This window comes from Sphingomonas sp. SUN039, assembly GCF_024758725.1.
Classification (GTDB): domain Bacteria; phylum Pseudomonadota; class Alphaproteobacteria; order Sphingomonadales; family Sphingomonadaceae; genus Sphingomonas_O.
Map to the genome: position 1 here is coordinate 2,664,650 of NZ_CP096972.1, position 17,135 is coordinate 2,681,784.

General features: G+C 65.8%; 23 protein-coding genes. 7 read left to right on the top strand and 16 right to left on the bottom strand.

The window, feature by feature from the left end:
- Window positions 1-23: 23 nt before the first annotated feature.
- Entirely contained in the window at window positions 24-920 is an 897-nt protein-coding gene (gene argB / locus M0209_RS12980) for an acetylglutamate kinase (protein WP_258888688.1), read from the bottom strand.
- A complete protein-coding gene (locus tag M0209_RS12985) occupies window positions 917-1,564 on the bottom strand; it encodes a queuosine precursor transporter (RefSeq protein ID WP_258888689.1) in 648 nt (215 codons plus the stop codon). The genes argB and M0209_RS12985 overlap by 4 nt, the downstream gene beginning before the upstream one ends.
- Window positions 1,565-1,634: 70 nt before the next feature.
- On the opposite strand from M0209_RS12985, the gene M0209_RS12990 reads away from it, so the two are divergent.
- Window positions 1,635-2,882: a NupC/NupG family nucleoside CNT transporter gene (locus M0209_RS12990; RefSeq protein ID WP_258888690.1), complete on the top strand. Its 1,248-nt coding sequence runs from the start codon at window positions 1,635-1,637 to the stop codon at window positions 2,880-2,882.
- 3 nt (window positions 2,883-2,885) lie between these two features.
- Here M0209_RS12990 and M0209_RS12995 read toward each other — a convergent pair whose 3' ends face one another.
- Genes M0209_RS12995 through M0209_RS13010 form a run of 4 tightly spaced genes read right to left on the bottom strand, consistent with a single transcriptional unit; the run spans window position 2,886 to window position 5,742 of the window.
- On the bottom strand, window positions 2,886-3,272 hold the full coding sequence (locus M0209_RS12995) for a type II toxin-antitoxin system VapC family toxin (protein ID WP_258888691.1): 387 nt from the start codon (window positions 3,270-3,272) through the stop codon (window positions 2,886-2,888).
- Between the two features lie 5 nt (window positions 3,273-3,277).
- Window positions 3,278-3,550 (bottom strand): type II toxin-antitoxin system Phd/YefM family antitoxin, encoded by a 273-nt coding sequence (locus tag M0209_RS13000; RefSeq protein WP_258888692.1) that lies wholly within the window; start codon window positions 3,548-3,550, stop codon window positions 3,278-3,280.
- Window positions 3,551-3,574: 24 nt separating this feature from the next.
- Window positions 3,575-4,804 (bottom strand): ABC transporter permease, encoded by a 1,230-nt coding sequence (locus M0209_RS13005; protein ID WP_258888693.1) that lies wholly within the window; start codon window positions 4,802-4,804, stop codon window positions 3,575-3,577.
- Window positions 4,801-5,742: an ABC transporter ATP-binding protein gene (locus M0209_RS13010; protein ID WP_258888694.1), complete on the bottom strand. Its 942-nt coding sequence runs from the start codon at window positions 5,740-5,742 to the stop codon at window positions 4,801-4,803. The genes M0209_RS13005 and M0209_RS13010 overlap by 4 nt, the downstream gene beginning before the upstream one ends.
- Window positions 5,743-5,822: 80 nt before the next feature.
- Between M0209_RS13010 and queG the strand changes: the two genes are divergently transcribed.
- Window positions 5,823-6,878, top strand: a complete 1,056-nt coding sequence (gene queG, locus M0209_RS13015) for a tRNA epoxyqueuosine(34) reductase QueG (RefSeq protein WP_258888695.1) — start codon at window positions 5,823-5,825, stop codon at window positions 6,876-6,878.
- On the opposite strand, the gene M0209_RS13020 is transcribed toward queG, so the two are convergent.
- Entirely contained in the window at window positions 6,853-7,266 is a 414-nt protein-coding gene (locus M0209_RS13020; RefSeq protein ID WP_258888696.1) for a hypothetical protein, read from the bottom strand. The two genes, queG and M0209_RS13020, sit on opposite strands and share 26 nt — an antisense overlap.
- A gap of 33 nt (window positions 7,267-7,299) precedes the next feature.
- Here M0209_RS13020 and M0209_RS13025 point away from each other — a divergent pair, with 33 nt between their 5' ends.
- Window positions 7,300-8,298 (top strand): adenosine kinase, encoded by a 999-nt coding sequence (locus M0209_RS13025; protein ID WP_258888697.1) that lies wholly within the window; start codon window positions 7,300-7,302, stop codon window positions 8,296-8,298.
- Between the two features lie 18 nt (window positions 8,299-8,316).
- Here M0209_RS13025 and M0209_RS13030 read toward each other — a convergent pair whose 3' ends face one another.
- The 9 genes from M0209_RS13030 to hisB all read right to left on the bottom strand — a co-directional run bounded on the left by M0209_RS13030 (window position 8,317) and on the right by hisB (window position 14,232).
- Window positions 8,317-9,921, bottom strand: a complete 1,605-nt coding sequence (locus M0209_RS13030) for an amino acid permease (RefSeq protein WP_258888698.1) — start codon at window positions 9,919-9,921, stop codon at window positions 8,317-8,319.
- A gap of 67 nt (window positions 9,922-9,988) precedes the next feature.
- Window positions 9,989-10,366, bottom strand: a complete 378-nt coding sequence (locus M0209_RS13035; RefSeq protein WP_258888699.1) for a histidine triad nucleotide-binding protein — start codon at window positions 10,364-10,366, stop codon at window positions 9,989-9,991.
- Window positions 10,366-10,683, bottom strand: coding sequence for a phosphoribosyl-ATP diphosphatase (locus tag M0209_RS13040; RefSeq protein ID WP_258888700.1), 318 nt, complete (start codon window positions 10,681-10,683; stop codon window positions 10,366-10,368). The genes M0209_RS13035 and M0209_RS13040 overlap by 1 nt, the downstream gene beginning before the upstream one ends.
- 31 nt (window positions 10,684-10,714) lie before the next feature.
- A complete protein-coding gene (locus M0209_RS13045) occupies window positions 10,715-10,927 on the bottom strand; it encodes a hypothetical protein (RefSeq protein WP_258888701.1) in 213 nt (70 codons plus the stop codon).
- Window positions 10,928-11,007: 80 nt separating this feature from the next.
- Window positions 11,008-11,787 (bottom strand): imidazole glycerol phosphate synthase subunit HisF, encoded by a 780-nt coding sequence (gene hisF, locus M0209_RS13050; protein WP_258888702.1) that lies wholly within the window; start codon window positions 11,785-11,787, stop codon window positions 11,008-11,010.
- A complete protein-coding gene (locus tag M0209_RS13055; protein WP_258888703.1) occupies window positions 11,784-11,999 on the bottom strand; it encodes a hypothetical protein in 216 nt (71 codons plus the stop codon). Before M0209_RS13055 ends, hisF begins: the two co-directional genes overlap by 4 nt.
- Window positions 11,996-12,730, bottom strand: a complete 735-nt coding sequence (gene hisA / locus M0209_RS13060; protein WP_258888704.1) for a 1-(5-phosphoribosyl)-5-[(5-phosphoribosylamino)methylideneamino]imidazole-4-carboxamide isomerase — start codon at window positions 12,728-12,730, stop codon at window positions 11,996-11,998. Before hisA ends, M0209_RS13055 begins: the two co-directional genes overlap by 4 nt.
- Before the next feature lie 220 nt (window positions 12,731-12,950).
- Window positions 12,951-13,556 carry an imidazole glycerol phosphate synthase subunit HisH gene (gene hisH / locus M0209_RS13065; RefSeq protein ID WP_258888705.1) on the bottom strand — a complete coding sequence of 202 codons (606 nt, stop codon included), beginning with the start codon at window positions 13,554-13,556 and terminating at the stop codon, window positions 12,951-12,953.
- Between the two features lie 88 nt (window positions 13,557-13,644).
- Complete coding sequence (gene hisB, locus M0209_RS13070; protein WP_258888706.1) at window positions 13,645-14,232, bottom strand: imidazoleglycerol-phosphate dehydratase HisB; 588 nt, start codon at window positions 14,230-14,232, stop codon at window positions 13,645-13,647.
- An 80-nt stretch (window positions 14,233-14,312) separates the two neighbouring features.
- On the opposite strand from hisB, the gene M0209_RS13075 reads away from it, so the two are divergent.
- Genes M0209_RS13075 through gmk form a run of 4 tightly spaced genes read left to right on the top strand, consistent with a single transcriptional unit; the run spans window position 14,313 to window position 17,131 of the window.
- Complete coding sequence (locus M0209_RS13075; protein WP_258888707.1) at window positions 14,313-14,795, top strand: SspB family protein; 483 nt, start codon at window positions 14,313-14,315, stop codon at window positions 14,793-14,795.
- A gap of 14 nt (window positions 14,796-14,809) precedes the next feature.
- The gene (gene fumC, locus M0209_RS13080; RefSeq protein ID WP_258888708.1) at window positions 14,810-16,210 is read left to right on the top strand and encodes a class II fumarate hydratase; all 1,401 of its coding nucleotides are present in this window, start codon (window positions 14,810-14,812) and stop codon (window positions 16,208-16,210) included.
- Between the two features lie 28 nt (window positions 16,211-16,238).
- Window positions 16,239-16,439, top strand: coding sequence for a hypothetical protein (locus tag M0209_RS13085; RefSeq protein ID WP_258888709.1), 201 nt, complete (start codon window positions 16,239-16,241; stop codon window positions 16,437-16,439).
- Between the two features lie 50 nt (window positions 16,440-16,489).
- Complete coding sequence (gene gmk, locus M0209_RS13090; protein WP_258888710.1) at window positions 16,490-17,131, top strand: guanylate kinase; 642 nt, start codon at window positions 16,490-16,492, stop codon at window positions 17,129-17,131.
- The last annotated feature ends 4 nt before the right edge of the window (window positions 17,132-17,135 follow it).

Consider the following 17,135-nt stretch of genomic DNA (forward strand, 5'->3'; position numbering starts at 1 on the left):
CGCCCCAGATAGCGGGGTGCGCCCTATTTGTGAACCAGCGTCCCCGCGCCGCGGGCGGTAAAGACTTCGACCAGCATCACATGCGGCACGCGCCCGTCGAGGATGACGGCCGCATCGACGCCGCCCTCGACGGCTGTCACGCAGGTTTCGAGCTTCGGAATCATGCCGCCGGTGATCGTGCCGTCGTCGCGCAACGCCGCGATCTTTGCGGGATCGAGGTCGGTCAGCAACTCGCCCGCCTTATCGAGCACACCCGCGACATCGGTCAGCAGGAACAGCCGCGATGCGCCGAGCGCCGCCGCAATCGCGCCCGCCATGGTGTCGGCGTTGATGTTATAGGTCTGGCCGCTCGCGTCGGGCGCAATCGGTGCAATCACCGGGATGACCCCCGACGCCGACAGCGTATCGATGATGGTGCGGTCGACCTTCACCGGTTCGCCGACAAACCCCAGATCGACATTGCGTTCGATGCCGCGATTGGGGTCTGCCTCGCGGTGGGCGACCTTTTCGGCAAGCACCAGCCCCGCATCCTTGCCCGACAGGCCGACGGCACGCCCGTCCTCCGCCGCGATCCAGCCGACGATCTGCTTGTTGATCGCCCCCAGCACCATTTCGGCGACATCGGCGGTTTCCTTGTCGGTGACGCGCAAGCCCCCGACGAATTCGCTCGTCACGCCCAGCTTTTTCAGCATCGCGCCGATCTGCGGGCCCCCGCCATGGACGACGACGGGGTTGATGCCGACCGCCTTCAGCAGGACGATGTCCTCGGCGAAATCCTCTGCCGCCGCCGGATCGCCCATCGCATGGCCGCCGTATTTCACGACAAAGGTCTGCCCGGCATAGCGTTGCAGATACGGCAGCGCCTCGACCAGCGTTTCCGCCTTGGCCAGCAAGCTGACGTCGGGATCGTGACGGCTCATTTCGCGGTGTCCGTCGTGTCGAGCCATTTGCCGAGCCGGACCACGCCCCCGATGATGAGCGGCACGACAACGATCGACAGCACGATCTTGGCGAGCATCTGCCCGAGCATCAGATCCATGATCGGACGGACGCCATAAAATGACACGGTAATGAAGATCAGCGTATCGACGATCTGCGACAGTACCGCCGCGATCATCCCGCGCACTTCGGCAAAGCGCCCCTCGGCCCCCGCCAGGCGCGCAAAAATCCAGATGTTGAGCGTGACCGAGGTCCCGTAAGCGAGAATGCCCGCCGCCATCATCCGCCAGCTTTGCCCGACGATTACGGGAAATGCTTCCTTGGCGGGTTCGTACATGCCCGGATCGGTCGGCAGTTGCAGGACGAGCCACGACAGCAGGATCGCGATCACCAGCGGCACGAACCCGTAATAGACCATGCGGTTGGCGATGGCCTTCCCGTGAAGCTGTGCGATGGCGCTCGACACCGCGATCAGCGTCAGAAACGGGAAGATTCCGGCCTCGACCGCAAGCGGCCCGAGCGCCACCTGTTTCGCGCCGAGGAAGCCGCCGAGCGGCACCATCCCGCCATAAAAGATGGCAAGCACGAACAGCGAGCGGGGGATAGCAGCGGTGGTTTTGTCCATCGCGCGGTTGCTACTTGCTTTTGCCCGCAACGCAACCGCATCGTGCGGCAAACAATATCCAGGGGGTCAAGTGGAACATATCCTGATCGGTATCGCGGGCATCGCGGTCATTCTCGCCATTGCCGTGCTGCTGTCGTCGAACCGGCGCGCGATTCGCCTGCGTGTCGTCGGCGCGGCGTTCGCGTTGCAGGCGACGCTCGCCGTGCTGGTCCTCTACGTGCCCGCGGGCAAAGCGATGATCGAAGGGCTGGCGATGGGGGTCAGCGCGCTGCTCGGCTATGCGGGCGCGGGGACGCGGCTGATCTTCGGCAACCTCGCGACCGACCCGAATTTCGGTAACGCCTTTGCCTTTTCCGCGCTGCCTATCATCGTGTTCTTCGCCTCGCTTGTCGCCGTTCTCTATCACCTCGGCATCATGCAGTTCGTGATCCGCTGGGTCGGCGGCGGTATCGAAAAGGTCGTCGGCGTCTCCAAGGTCGAGGCGCTCTGCGCCGCCGCCAACATCTTTGTCGGCCAGTCCGAATCGCCGCTGGTCATCCGCCCCTATCTGGCGAGCCTTGCCCCGTCGCAGCTGTTCTGCGTGATGTCGGTCGGCATGGCCGGCGTCGCGGGAACGATCCTTGCCGCCTATGCGGCGCTGCTCGGGCCGGCTTCGCTGCCGTATCTGCTGGCGGCCTCGTTCATGGCGGCACCCGGTGGATTGCTGATGGCCAAGATTATCATGCCCGACGAGCTTGCCGTTGCGGGCGCGGTCGCCGACGGCGACGGGATGGCCGTCGCGCCGGTCGATCCCGAGGAAGAACCGGCCAACCTTATCATGGCTGCGGCCATGGGCGCTCAGACCGGTGTCAAGATCGCGGTCGCGGTCGCGGCGATGGTGCTGGCATTCGTGGCACTGGTCGCGCTGGCGAACGGCATATTGGGCGCGATCGGCGGGCTGTTCGGCTATCCCGATCTCAGCTTCCAGATGATCCTCGGCACGATCCTGTCGCCATTGATGTACCTGCTCAACATCCCTGCGCATGAGACAGCGGCGGCGGGCGGATTGCTCGGCACGAAGGTGGTGCTCAACGAGTTCGTTGCATTCATCGATCTGGGCCAGATGAAGGATCTGTCGGCGCGCACGGTCGCCATCGTCACTTTTGCGTTGTGCGGCTTTGCCAATTTCTCGTCGATTGCGATCCAGATGGCTTCGACCGGCAGTCTGGCGCCGAACCAGCGCCCCCTCATCGCCAAGCTCGGGCTGAAAGCGCTGGCGGCAGGAAGTCTGGCAAACCTGATGTCGGCGGCGCTCGCGGGGTTATTGCTGCCGGGTTGACCGTCAGACGACGAGAACGAAGTCGCCATAGGCGGCAAGCGTCTTGTCGTGCGTAAGCAAGTGCATCGACTCGGTTCGAGCCTGTGCAATGAGCAAGCGGTCGAAGGGGTCGCCGTGATGCGGCGGCAGGTCCTCGATCGATTGGATGGCATCAACGGAAATTGCGAGAGGCTGGAACAAGGCGCGCTCGAATTCGACGTTGGCGTCAGAAGCTGAGATGCCAACGCGAGACGTCTTTGCCCGCTTAAGGCCGTTCTTTATTGCGATTTCCCAGAGGCTGACGGTGCTGACCCAATGAGTATGGTCATCATCCTCGAGGAGTTCGAGCGCGCGCCGGGGAAGCTGCGGCGAACCCAGGATCGCCCACACCGCGATATGCGTGTCGAGCAATAGCCTCAAGGCCGCTGCAACCGCTCGCCGAAAGGGTCTGCACTGTCTTCGAATAGTTTCGCAACATCGGCATCGAGCGCCTGAAAGGCCTCGTAGTCGAAGTTATACTTGCCTGCTGCCAGCCCAAGCAGCACTTTGCGCGGCTTCGCCATCGGGACCAGACGTCCGACAGGCTTGCCGTTTCGGGCGATCACGATCTCAGTCTCGGCTCCGCTTTCGACGGCATCGAGCAGCCGCGACAGGTTGGACTTCGCCTGATGGACGTTGACGTAGGTCATAGGCCGCAACTTAGCCCAGTTTAGCTAAGCCCGCAACCGCCGTCCGAACCAGCGCCGCTCCTTCGGCGGCGACCCTGATTTGAGCACGCCTGTCCGGAACCGCCGTGCGGCGAAACGGATGATGATGACCACCCACAGCGCCTGCCACGCCAGCGCGAGCAGGTGCGGCCACAGCGCCGCTTCCTGCGCGGCGCGCGCGATCATCGTCAGCGGCGACGACAGCGGAAACATCGCCGCGAACACGCCGAGCGGCGAATCGAGGCTGCTCACGACCGCCGAGCCGAGCGCGAAAATCGCCAGCTGGAGCATCGTCACCGGCATCGACAGGGTCTGCACATCGCGCACGCTGGCCGCCTGCGAGCCGATACCGATGAAAATGCCGCCGAGAATCATGTAGTTGCTGACGTAATAGGCGACCCCCAGCACGATCAGCATCGGCCAGCCCATCGCCGGCGCGGGTAGTGCGCCGGTCCCCAGATAGCCGACCAGCCCGACCCCGATCGCCGCGCCCCAGATCGCAATACCGGTCACCGACACACCGAGCATGGCCACCAGCTTGCCGAGGAAAATCGCATCGACCGGCACGGCGGCGGTCAGCACTTCGATCACCTTGTTCGATTTTTCCTCGACCAGGTTCGACAACAGCATGCCCGCGAGCAGGATGGTCAGCATGAACAGCATCGTCTGCGCCGCACGGCCCAGCAGGTGGCGGCTGGCCGCCGAAGAGGTCGCGACCGGCCGGGTCGGCACCTGTTCGAGCGTGACGGCGGGCCGGGCCTGTCCGCCTCTGGCCAGCTGAGCGTCGAGCGCGGCTTCCTCGGCCAACATCTCGACGTCCGACGCCATATCCTTGAGCTTGGCATCGGGCCCGTGCAGCCGCAGCTTGCCGGGCCAGCCGGTCAGGACGAGCGTCGGCGCGCGACCGCCTTCGCCGAGCAACGCTGCGGCCTGGCGGTCGGGGTCGCCTGCAGCGGCGACCAGTCGCAGACCGGGATATTGCTCGATGCGGTCGTCGAGTCGCGTCTGCGCCGCGCGAAAGGCGGGAAAGGCGGCGGCTGGCGCGACCACCGCAACGACCGGCTTCATCGCCGCCTCGTCGACCCGGTTACCGATGCTGCCGATGACCCCGCCGAAACCGATGGCAATGATCGGGGTCAAGAGGAACATGACGAACGAGCGCGACCAGACGGTCGCGACATAGTCGCGCCGCGCAATGACCAGCGCGGCGGCGAACAGGCGCTGGAAATTGTTCATAGCGCGGCTTCCTTGGCGGTCGGTTCGTCGAGCGCGGCCGCGGCCTCTGCGCCCGCAATCGCGACAAAGGCGTCGTGCAGGCCGGGGCGTTCGATCGACAGGCTGTCGATCCCGGCATTGCCGTCGACCAGCGCCTTCAGCAACGGCTCGATCCCCGAGGCAGGCAGTTCGAACCGCCAGTCCGGGCCGGTACCGGCATCCGCAGGCAGCGCGGCACGCCACGGCCCGTCGCTGGCCCGCGTCCGCAGCCGGACAACGGGGCGCAGCCGGTTGCGCGCTTCGTCCACCGCGCCTTCGAACCGCACCTTGCCGCCCGCGATGATCGCGATGCGCTCGCACAGGCGTTCGGCATGGGCGATGACATGCGTCGAGAACAATATCGTCGCCCCTGCCGCTGCCTGTCCCCGGATCAGCGTTTCGAGCCGTCCCTGATTGAGAGCATCGAGTCCCGAGAAGGGTTCGTCGAGCACGATCACCTTGGGCTTGTGGATCAGCGTGCCGAGCAATTGCACCGTCTGCGCCATCCCCTTCGACAGGGTCCGCACTGTTTTCTTCGCGGCATGGCCGAGGTTGTGTTCGTCGAGCAGCGCATCGGCGCGGCGACGTCCCTCCGCCAGCGGCAATCCGCGCAGCGCGCCCATGAACGCGATCGCTTCGCGCGCGGTCATCGAGGGATACAGCCCGCGCTCCTCGGGCAGATAGCCGACGAGCGGCGCGGCTTCGAGCGGGCGTTCGTGACCCAGCACATGGCGGTGCCCCGCATCAGGGTCGATAATGCCGAGCAGCATCCGCAAGGTGGTCGTCTTACCCGCGCCATTCGGGCCGAGCACGCCATAGATGCTGCCCGCAGGTACGCTCAGGTCGATCCCGTCGACGGCGCGGGTGCTGCCGAAATTCTTGATCAGGCTGAAGGCTTCGATGGCAGGGGATGCGGTCATGCACGCATCCATAGCGACAGCGACGCGGTCTTGTCGAAGCACGGTTCATCCCCGGGTGCGAAAAAGCTATTGGTCATGGTGTGACTAGCGAACCATCCCTGACCAAAGCCCTAAAGGCACAGGCAAAAATGCTTGGTTTCGCCGATTGCGGGATTGCGCGCGCGGACGCGCATGACGGGCGGATGCCGCTCGGCGACTGGCTGGCGGCGGGCCATCACGGCACGATGGACTGGATGGAGGGACGCGCCGACCAACGCGCCGCGCCGCAGGGACTGTGGCCCAACGCGCGCTCGGTCATTGCGCTCGGGATCAGCTATGCGCCTGCCGAAGACCCGCTACGATTGGCCGACGAAAGCAGCGTCGGGCGCATCTCGGTCTATGCCCAAGGGGCCGATTATCATGACGTCGTGAAACGTGCGCTCAAGGCGCTGGCCCGCTGGCTGGTCGAGACCGCCGGGGGCGAGGTCAAGGTGTTCGTCGATACCGCGCCGGTCATGGAAAAGCCGCTGGCGGCGGCGGCGGGGCTCGGCTGGCAGGGCAAGCACAGCAATCTGGTCTCGACCGGCCACGGCAGCTGGCTGTTCCTCGGCGCGATCATGACAACACTCGATCTGGAGGTCGATGCACCCCATCCCGACCGCTGCGGCAGTTGCGATGCCTGTCAGCGGGCATGTCCGACCGACGCCTTCCCCGCCCCCTACCGGCTCGATGCGCGGCGCTGCATTTCGTATCTGACCATCGAGCACAAGGGGCCGATCCCGCACGAGTTCCGCCGTGCGATGGGCAACCGCATCTATGGCTGCGACGATTGCCTGGCGGTCTGCCCATGGAACAAGTTCGCCAAGAACGCCGCAGCCAACAAGGCCTTCGCCCCGCGCGCCGAACTGGCCGCGCCCGAACTCGCCGACCTGCTCGCGCTCGACGACCCCACATTCCGTCAGGTATTTGCGGGTTCGCCGATCAAGCGCATCGGCCGCGACCGGATGGTGCGGAATGCCTGTATCGCGGCAGGGAACAGCGGCGACGCGCGGCTGGTGCCGGTGCTTGAGCGGTTGGCAGGTGACGAAAGCGAGGTCGTCGCCGACGCAGCGCGCTGGGCACTCGCCGAACTCAGCGCGCCTCTTTCCGCCGGGTAAGCGCCGCGACGCAGCTGGCGCGGTCGATATCGCGGCCGTCGGGCTGGCGCGCATCGACATAGGTGACTTCGCTCTCGCCCGAGCGCGCCGGATAGAGATAGGCGTCGAGAATGCAGATCGGCCCGGCGAATTGCATCCGGCGAGCACCCTCGGCCTCTTTCACGTCCTGGTCCGCCTCGCCGAACAGCGCGGTCAGGCCGCGCGCGGTCTGGCCCAACACGCGGTCGAGGCCGGTCTTGATCATCGGGGGGCTGCGGGTGACCGCCAGCGGCGGCGCAGGGGCATCGACGGTCGCGGCGCAGGCCGAGGCCAGCAGCGGGATCAGGGCAATGAGCGAGCGCATGGTGCCCTGCTGGCCTGTGTCGCCCTTGCCGTCAATCGTCGGCACGGCTAGGCGGCGCGCTTTCGGGTGGAGACGGGCATGACAACGGACGCGCGGTACGATGTGGTGGCAATCGGCAATGCGATTGTCGATGTGATCGCGAGCGCGAGCCTCGACTTTCTGGCGTCCGAGGGACTCGAAAGCGGGTCGATGCGGCTGATCGACGGCGACGCCGCCGTGGCGCTTTACGACCGTATGGGTCCCGCGCGCGAGATTTCGGGCGGCTCGGCGGCGAATTCGCTCGCGGGGCTCGCCGTCCTCGGTCACGCGTGCGCGTTCATCGGGCAGGTTGCCGACGACCAGCTGGGCGAAGTGTTCACCCACGACATGCGCGCGACGGGCATCGCGTTCGACGTGCCTGCGCAGCCCGGGCCGCCGCCCACCGCGCGCTGCCTGATCCTGATCGCGCCCGACGGAGAGCGGACGATGAATACCGCGCTCGCCATGGCGCACCGCCTGCCCGCATCGGCCATCGACGAGGACATGATCGGACGCGCGAAATACCTGCTGATCGAGGGCTATCTGTGGGATGCGCCCGAGCCGCAGGCCGCGATCAAGCGCGCTATGGCGGCGGCGAAACGCGGCAGGTGCAAGGTGTTCTTCGCGCTGTCCGCGCTCTACCTGATGGGCATTTACCGCGACGACTTCCTGTCGCTGATCGACGACGGGATCATCGACACGCTGTTTTGCAACGACGAGGAAGTCGCGGCGCTGATGCAGACCGACGACCTCGAAAGCGCGATTGCCGCGCTGTCGGTCAAGGTGCCGACCCTGGTCGTCACGCGCGGCGCGAACGGGGCGCTTGCGGTACAGGGCGGCGAGCGTGCCGAAATCGCGGCAGAGACGGTCGCGCGCGTCGTCGACACGACGGGTGCCGGCGACACCTTCACCAGCGGCTTCCTTGCCGGACAGCTCGAAGGGCGCTCGCTCGCCGACAGCCTGACGATGGGCGCGATCTGCGCCGCCGAGTGCATCGGTCATTACGGCCCGCGCCCCGAGGCGGACCTCAGGGCGCTGGTCGACGCGCGACTGGGCTGACGCCAGTTCGGATCGCTATTATGCTGTGCCGGGGCTGTGCGGGGCGTCGGCGTCGAGTTCGTGCACTTCGACCAACCCGCGCCCGACATGGCTGCGGCTGCGGCTGTAGAGGAAGTAAATCACCAGGCCGATCGCGCCCCACACCGGCAGCACGAGGATCGCGGTCCACGGCAGCGAGACGTACAGGCCGACGCAGCCGATAATCGCGAGCGGCGCGACGATCCACACCGCTGGCGTCCGGAACGGACGTTTGCGGCCCGGATCGGTCCGGCGCAGCACCATGACCGATACCGCCACCATGAAGAACGCGAACAACGTCCCCGCATTCGAATAATCGGCGAGCTTGCCGACCGGCAAGACCGCTGCCGCAAAGGCCGCCGCAAAGCCGGTCACGACGGTGACGACGTGCGGCGTACGGTACTTCGGATGGATCGAGGCAAGCTTTTCGGGCAGCAGGCCGTCGCGCGCCATCGTGAAGAACACGCGGGTCTGGCCGAACATCATCATCAGCACGACCGATGGCAAAGCGAACACGGCGGCCAGGCCGACCAACCGGCCGATCAGCGGCCAGTCGATGACCTCAAGGACATGGACCAGCGCTTCTTTCGAACATACCAGAGGCTCCAGCGCGCCGCTGGCCGCGATATTGGCGCAGCGTCCGGCAAGTTCGGCCGATCCCGGTGCCAGCGGCAGGCCGTTGGGGCCCATCACCGGTTGCGCGCCGATCGCGCCGATCGCGCCCGACGCAACGAGCAGGTAGAACAGCGTGCAGATGCCCAGCGACCCGATCAGGCCGATGGGAACATTGCGCTGCGGGTTCTTAGTTTCTTCGGCTGCCGTGGAAACTGCGTCGAAACCGACATAGGCAAAGAAGATCGAGGCAGCAGCGCCCAGCACACCGGTCGTTCCGGTGGGCATGAATGGCTCGTTCGGTCCACCGAAATGGGCACCGTTGAGGACAGGCAGTGTCAGGAAGATGAACGCGGTCAGCGCAACGATCTTGATCGCCACGAGAACGGCATTGACGCGCGCGCTCTCGGTCGTGCCGATGACCAACAGCCAGGTGACGAACCCGACCACGACAATGGCCGGAATGTTGATCCAGCCGCCGGTGCTCATCGCCGTTTGCAAGTCGGCGTTCGTCGGTGTGCCGAACGCGACGGAGGCATGCGCCATCAGGGCATTGGCATTTCGCAATGCGCTTGGGAGGTGGACCCCCGCGCTGTCGAGAAAGCCGACGAAATGGTTCGACCAGCCGACCGCGACCGCGCTGGCGCCGACCGCATATTCGAGGATCAGGGCCCAGCCGACCATCCAGGCCAGCAGCTCGCCGGTGACGGCATAGGTGTAGGTATAGGCCGACCCCGAAACCGGCACCATCGACGCCAGTTCGGAATAGCAAAGGGCGGCGACCGCGCAGACGAACCCGGCGACGACGAAGCTGAGCAGCATGCCCGGCCCCGCCTTTTGCGCGGCTTCGGACGTCAAAACGAAGATGCCGGTACCGATGACCGCGCCGATGCCCAGCATCGTCAACTGGAATGCACCGAGCGTGCGGTGCAGGCCCTTTTTCTCCGCTGTTGCCAAAATGGCGTCGAGCGACTTGACGCGACCGAATATCATGGGGGTCCCCTTGGGTGTGTACCTCGTTGCGGGCGAACCTAACCGGCTTTCGCGAGCGCGCAAGCGGTTAGCGCGCGAGCATCGGTCCCAATGACCGACCACCGAAGAGATGGACATGGAGGTGCGGCACTTCCTGATGACCGTGCACCCCGATGTTCGCGAGCAGGCGATAGCCCGGCTCGACCAGTCCCGCTTCGCGCGCGACACGGCCGACCGCGCGGATGAAGCCCGCAATCTCGGCATCGTCCGCCTTTGCGGTAAAGTCGTCCCACGAGACATATCGTCCCTTGGGGATCACGAGGATGTGAACCGGTGCCTGCGGGGCGATGTCGTGAAAAGCGAGCGCGAATTCGTCTTCGTACACTGTGCGGTTGGGGATTTCACCGCGCAGGATTTTCGCGAAGATATTCTGCTCGTCATAGGGCGCGGTCGCGTCGATGGGCATCAAGCGCTCCTTGCGGCTTTTTCGGCGATCCCCGACACGCCCTCGCGCCGGTCGAGTTCGGCGAGCACATCGGCGAACGGCACGTCGCGTACCTCCAGCAGGACGAGCAGGTGAAACAGCAGATCGGCCGCTTCGCCGGTCAGCTCCGCCGCCTCGCCCGACAGCGCGGCGACGACGGTCTCGACCGCTTCCTCGCCGAGCTTGCGCGCAGCAAGCGGCGCGCCACCGGCGAGAAGTTTGGCGACATAGGACGCCGCCGGATCGCCCGCACGGCGCGCGGCGATGGTGGCAGCGAGTTTGGTCAGGGTATCGGTCACGCGCCCGTTAAGCGGCGGCGCGGCCTGCGCGTCAAGCTTGCGTGTCGTCCGGCGAGTCATCGCGCTTCGGTGCGCGGCGCGACGCCTGCCGCCCGATAATCAGCCCGACCACCGCCACCACGAACAGCGCGGCATCGCCGGGCTCGGGAATCTGCACGCTCCCGCTCTGCGCGAAGGCAGGCGCTGCCATCGACAGGATCAGGACGGCAAGGGCAGAACGGGCGAACACGACGGGCGACTCCATGGCGGCGGCAGCAGTTCTACCGGAATGCTGCGGTGCCATATAGACGGTAATATGAACGCAAAGGTTCGATTCGGGACAGGTCACAAAGCTTTACGAACCGCCGAATTCCTTACCGGAAGCCCGGCGGCGGCGAGCGCCCGGTGCGCGTCGTCGATGCTGGCCTCGCCGAAATGGAAGATCGAGGCGGCCAGCACGGCATCGGCATGGCCGTCGCGAACGCCAGCGACAAGGTGGTCGAGCGTGCCGACCCCGCCCGACGCAATCACCGGCACAGCGACCGCATCGGCAATCGTGCGGGTCAGATCGAGATCGTAGCCGATTTTCGTCCCGTCGCGGTCCATCGAGGTGACGAGCAACTCGCCCGCGCCGAGCTCGACCAGGCGGGTGGCATGGGCGACGGCATCGATCCCGGTCGCGCGGCGGCCGCCATGGGTGAAGACTTCCCAATGACCGTCCACCCGCCGCGCGTCGACCGAAGCCACGACGCACTGGCTGCCGAAACGCGCGGCGATGTCCGCAACCAGCTCGGGCCGCGCGACGGCGGCGGAGTTCACCGCCACCTTGTCCGCGCCCGCCAGCAGCAGCGCGCGGGCATCGTCGGCGCTCCGCACGCCACCGCCGACGGTCAGCGGCATGAAACACACTTCGGCGGTGCGGCGCACGACGTCGATAATCGTGTCGCGCCCCTCATGGCTCGCGCCGATATCGAGGAAGCACAGCTCGTCCGCCCCCGCCGCATCGTATGCCCGCGCCGCCTCGACCGGGTCGCCTGCATCGCGCAGTTCGACGAAGTTGACGCCTTTGACAACACGACCGTTTTGAACGTCGAGGCAGGGGATAACGCGGACGCGGACGGTCATCCGTGCACCATTGAAAATGTCGCAAGAGCCAAAGCGCTCAAAAGTACTAGTTCCAACAGGATGACAGCGGCAAAAGCTGCATGATTTTTCTCGCGATTGACCCGCACCACGGGTCCAAACCCAATTTCACCCCGCTTCCAATCGATCCAGATCGCGAATGCGAAGGCCGCGCAGATTATTACGCCCCAGAGTCCAAGTGCGCCGTCGGTCATCCAGCCGCCGCCACGGCCAGCGCCGCCGCCAGATCGAGCCGCCCGTCGTAGAGCGCGCGCCCCGTAATCACGCCCTCGATCCCATCCTTCGCAAACAGCGACAGCATCCGGATATCGGCAATTCCCGCGACGCCCCCGCTCGCGATCACCGGTATGTCGGTCGCGCGCGCCAGATCGACGGTCGCCTGCACGTTGCACCCCTTCAGCATCCCGTCGCGGCCGACATCGGTGAAAAGCAGTGCGGCGACACCCGCGTCTTCGAAACGGCGGGCCATGTCGAGGACGGGCACGTCGGAGACATCGGCCCAGCCTTGGGTCGCGACGAACCCGTCGCGCGCATCGACGCCAACGACCACGCCGCCGGGGAACGCCGCTGCGGCATCGCGCACCAGCTGCGGGTCGGTCAGCGCCGCCGTGCCGATGACGATGCGCGCGACCCCGCGGTCGAACCAGCCCTCGACCGCCGCCATCGTGCGGATGCCGCCGCCAACCTGCACATGGCCGGGAAATGTCTCGACAATCGACGCGACCGCTTGCGCGTTGACCGCGCGGCCCGCGAACGCGCCGTCGAGATCGACGACGTGGAGATGCCCCGCGCCCGCGTCGGCAAACAGCATCGCTTGGCGCGCGGGATCGTCGCCATAGACGGTCGCGCGGTCCATATCGCCCTCGGCAAGGCGGACGACCTGGCCGTTTTTGAGGTCGATGGCGGGGAAGACGATCAGGGTCACTAAATCCTCCCCAGCGAAGCGCAGGGGAGGTGGCGCGCAGCGCCGGAGGGGCGCGAGCGCAGCGAGCGGCGCTGTCGCCACTGGAGAGACCGTCCACCGCTGAACGCGAGTTCGAAGTCGGATCGTCCCCCGGACGATCCTCGAACGCGCGGGGCGCGTTCGACTTCGAACTCCCCTCCGCCCTGCGGGCACCTCCCCTGCGCTACGCTGGGGAGGAGTTTTACGGCCGCCATTTCAGGAACCTCTTCAACGTTGCAATGCCGTAGGACTGGCTCTTTTCGGGATGGAACTGCACGCCCGTCATATTATCGCGCCCGATGGCGGCCACGACACTCCCGCCATGCTCGGTCGTCGCCAGCACGTCCTCACCCGAAAAAGCATAGCCGTGGAGAAAATACGCCTCGCCCGGCTCGATCAACGGATGCGCGCTTGCGGGCACCACATCGTTCCAGCCCATGTGCGGAATTTTCAGCCCCGGCGCGGCGGCCAGCGGCGCGACATGGCCGCCGATCCAGCCCAGCCCCTTGGTCACGCCGTGCTCGTGCCCTGCGTCGGCCATCAGCTGCATGCCAACACAAATGCCGAGGAACGGCCGTCCGCGCTCGATTACGCTTTCGGTCAGCGCGTCGATCATGCCGGGGATCGCCGACAGCGCGCCCATGCAATGCGCGAACGCCCCGACGCCGGGGAGGACGATGCGTTTGGCCGCCAGCACCTCTGCCGGGTCCGCCGTGACCGCAATATCGCTTGCCCCCGCCGCTTTCAGCGCATTGAGCACCGACTGGAGATTGCCCGCGCCGTAATCGATCAGCGCTATACCTGCCATGCTGTGCTCCTGCGAAAGCAGGAGCCCTGTCGCCGAGAACTGCCGACCGCCTCCAACGCTCCTGCTTTCGCAGGAGCACATGCTCGCCTCACAACACGCCTTTCGTCGATGGAATGGCATCCGCCTTGCGCGGGTCGACCTCGACCGCTTCGCGCAGCGCCCGCGCCAGTCCCTTGAACGCGCTTTCGGCGATATGGTGATTGTTCGACCCGTACAGGCACTCCACGTGCAGCGTCAGCCCCGCAGTCTGCGCGAACGAATGGAAGAAATGCTCGAACATCTCGGTATCCATTTCGCCGAGGCGTTTCTGCGAGAATTCGGCTTTCCAGACGAGGAAAGGCCGCCCCGAGATATCGAGCGCGACGCGGGTCAGTGTCTCGTCCATGGGCGACAGGGCGTCGGCATAGCGGCGGATGCCGCGCTTTTCGCCAAGCGCCTGTGCCACCGCTTCGCCGATCGCGAGGCCGGTATCTTCGACGGTGTGGTGCTGGTCGATATGCAGGTCGCCGACGGTCTTCACGTCCATGTCGATCAGCGAGTGGCGCGACAGCTGTTCGAGCATATGGTCGAAAAAGCCGATACCGGTCGACACGTTGTACGCGCCCGTCCCGTCGAGATCGACGCGCACGTCGATGCTTGTTTCCGCCGTTGCGCGGTGAACCGTGCCTGTTCGCATGATGGGCTGCCTATAGACGCCCCGCCGCGCGGTGCAACGCACCTTGACCGCTGCCCGCGCGCCGTCCACCAAGCGCGGCGATGAGCGACGATCAACCCGACAGCCTGATTCCCTATGACGAAATCGTGCAGGAGGCACTGCGCGCGGTCGTCGGACGCGTGCTGGGGCAGATCGGCTCGGACGGCGACCTGCCCGGCGCGCATCATTTCTATATCACGTTCAAGACCGGTGCGCCGGGGGTGGAAATTCCGCAGCACCTGACCGTGCGCTTTCCCGACGAGATGACCATCGTGCTCCAGAACAAGTTCTGGGATTTGAAAGTGCACCCCGACGCGTTTCAGGTCGGGCTGACCTTCGGCGGCATTCCGGCAAAGCTCCACATTCCGTTTGCGGCGGTCACTGCATTCGTCGATCCCGCCGTCGATTTCGCGTTGCAGTTCCAGGTGTCGGGCGAGGGCGAAGGCCCGGCAGCGCACGACGCGGCGCAGAACGACGGACCGATTGCGGAGCCGATTGAGGACGGGTCGAACGTCGTCGCGGTGGACTTCAAGCGCAAGAAATAACGCCGGGAGGGCGCATGACCCGCACCGAAACCGACAGCTTCGGCCCCATCGAAGTTTCCGTCGACGCCTATTGGGGCGCACAAACGCAGCGGAGTATTGCGAATTTCCCGTTCGGCGACCGCGAGCGGATGCCGGTCGAGATCGTCCACGCGCTGGCGCTGGTGAAGCAGGCAGCAGCACGAGTGAACCGCGCACACGGGCTGGACGCGAAACTGGCCGACGCCATCGAAGCGGCGGCAGCGACGGTTGCGGCGGGCAAATACGACGACCAGTTCCCGCTCGTTATCTGGCAGACCGGCAGCGGCACCCAGACCAACATGAACGTCAACGAAGTGATCGCAGGCCTTGCCAATGAGGCACTGACTGGCACGCGCGGCGGCAAATCGCCGGTGCATCCGAACGACCATGTCAACATGAGCCAGTCGTCGAACGACAGTTTCCCGACGGCGCTGCATGTGGCGGCGGTGCGGACGGTGACGCACGGCCTGTTTCCCGCACTCGACGTGATGCGCGATGCGCTGTCGGCGAAGGCAGCGGCATGGCGGGATATCGTCAAGATCGGCCGCACGCATTTGCAGGATGCGACGCCGCTGACTTTGGGGCAGGAGTTCTCCGGCTATGTCGCGCAACTTCAGGCCTGCCGTACGCGGATTGACGCGGCGCTCGACGACTGTCTGGAACTTGCGCAGGGCGGCACCGCGGTAGGGACCGGGCTGAATGCTCCCACCGGGTTTGCGGCCGCCATGGCGCGCGAGATTTCGACGCTTACGAATCTACCGTTCCGGCCTGCGCCCAACCCTTTTGCGGCGCTCGCGGCCAATGATGCTCTGGTCCAGCTATCGGGCAGTCTCAACACGCTGGCGGTTGCCCTCACAAAGATCGCGAACGACATCCGTCTTCTCGGCTCTGGCCCGCGCTCCGGCCTCGGCGAACTCATGCTCCCCGAAAACGAGCCCGGCAGCTCGATTATGCCGGGCAAGGTCAACCCGACGCAGTGCGAAATGCTGACGATGGTCGCCGCGCAGGTCATGGGCAATCATGTCGCGGTGACTGTTGGCGGGATGCAGGGGCATCTCGAACTCAATGTGTTCAAGCCGTTGATCGGGGCCAACGTGCTGCGCTCGATCAACCTGCTCGCGACCGGCATGACCAGCTTCGCCGAACGCTGCGTCGAGGGGATCGAGCCGAACCGCGCGCGCATCGCCGAACTCGTCGACCGTTCGCTGATGCTCGTCACCGCGCTCGCGCCCGAAATCGGGTACGACAATGCCGCGAAAATCGCCAAGCATGCCCATCACGAACACCTGACCCTGCGCGAGGCGGCGCTGGCGCTCGGCCTGGTCGATGCCGCCACCTTCGACCGCGTCGTGCGCGCCGATCTGATGACGGGAACCAATCCGCCGCCCGTGCGCTGAAGCCCGCGAACCAGCGGAGGATTCGGACATGCTCGGAACAGTTATCGGGGCCATCATTGGCAGCAAGATCGACCGCGCGGATGGCGAAGGCGGCGTGAAGGGTGCGCTGCTCGGCGCACTTGCGCCCGCCCTCGTCAAGCGCGTCCTGCCGCTCGCGATCCTCGCAGGCGGGGCGATGCTTGTGAAAAATGCGCTCGACGCACGCAAGACGCCCGAACCTGTCGCCTAGGCGACAGTTGACCAGTTGACGGCAGCGCCAGCGCGCGGGCATGGGCAGCCATGCCCGCGATCCTGCCGTTCACCCGCCGTGGTCTCCTGTTCGTCCTGTCCTCGCCGTCCGGTGCTGGCAAATCGACGATTGCGCGCAAGCTGCTTGCCTCCGACGACAACCTCGCCATGTCGGTGTCGGCGACGACGCGGCCGATGCGGCCCGGCGAAGTCGACGGGGTCGATTATCATTTCGTGACGGTCGAACGGTTCCGCGAGATGGTCGCGGATCAAGAATTCCTCGAATGGGCGCATGTCTTCGGCCATCGCTACGGCACGCCAAAAGCGCCGGTGGAGGCGATGCTGGCCAAGGGCTGCGATGTCCTGTTCGATATCGACTGGCAGGGCGCGCAGCAGCTGTTCCAGCAGGCCGGTGGCGATGTCGTCCGCACCTTCATCTTCCCACCCTCGCTTGACGAACTCGAACGCCGGTTACGCGCGCGGGGGACCGACTCGGACGAGGTGATCGACGCCCGCATGGCCCGCGCCGCGAACGAGATCAGCCATTGGGACGGCTATGACTATGTGCTGGTCAACGACGATGTCGACCGCTGTTTCCGCGATGTCGCGTCGATTCTCGAGTCGGAGCGCCTGAAGCGCAGCCGCCAGACTAGCCTGATCGGGTTCGTCCGCAGTTTGACGCGACCGGGCTGAACGC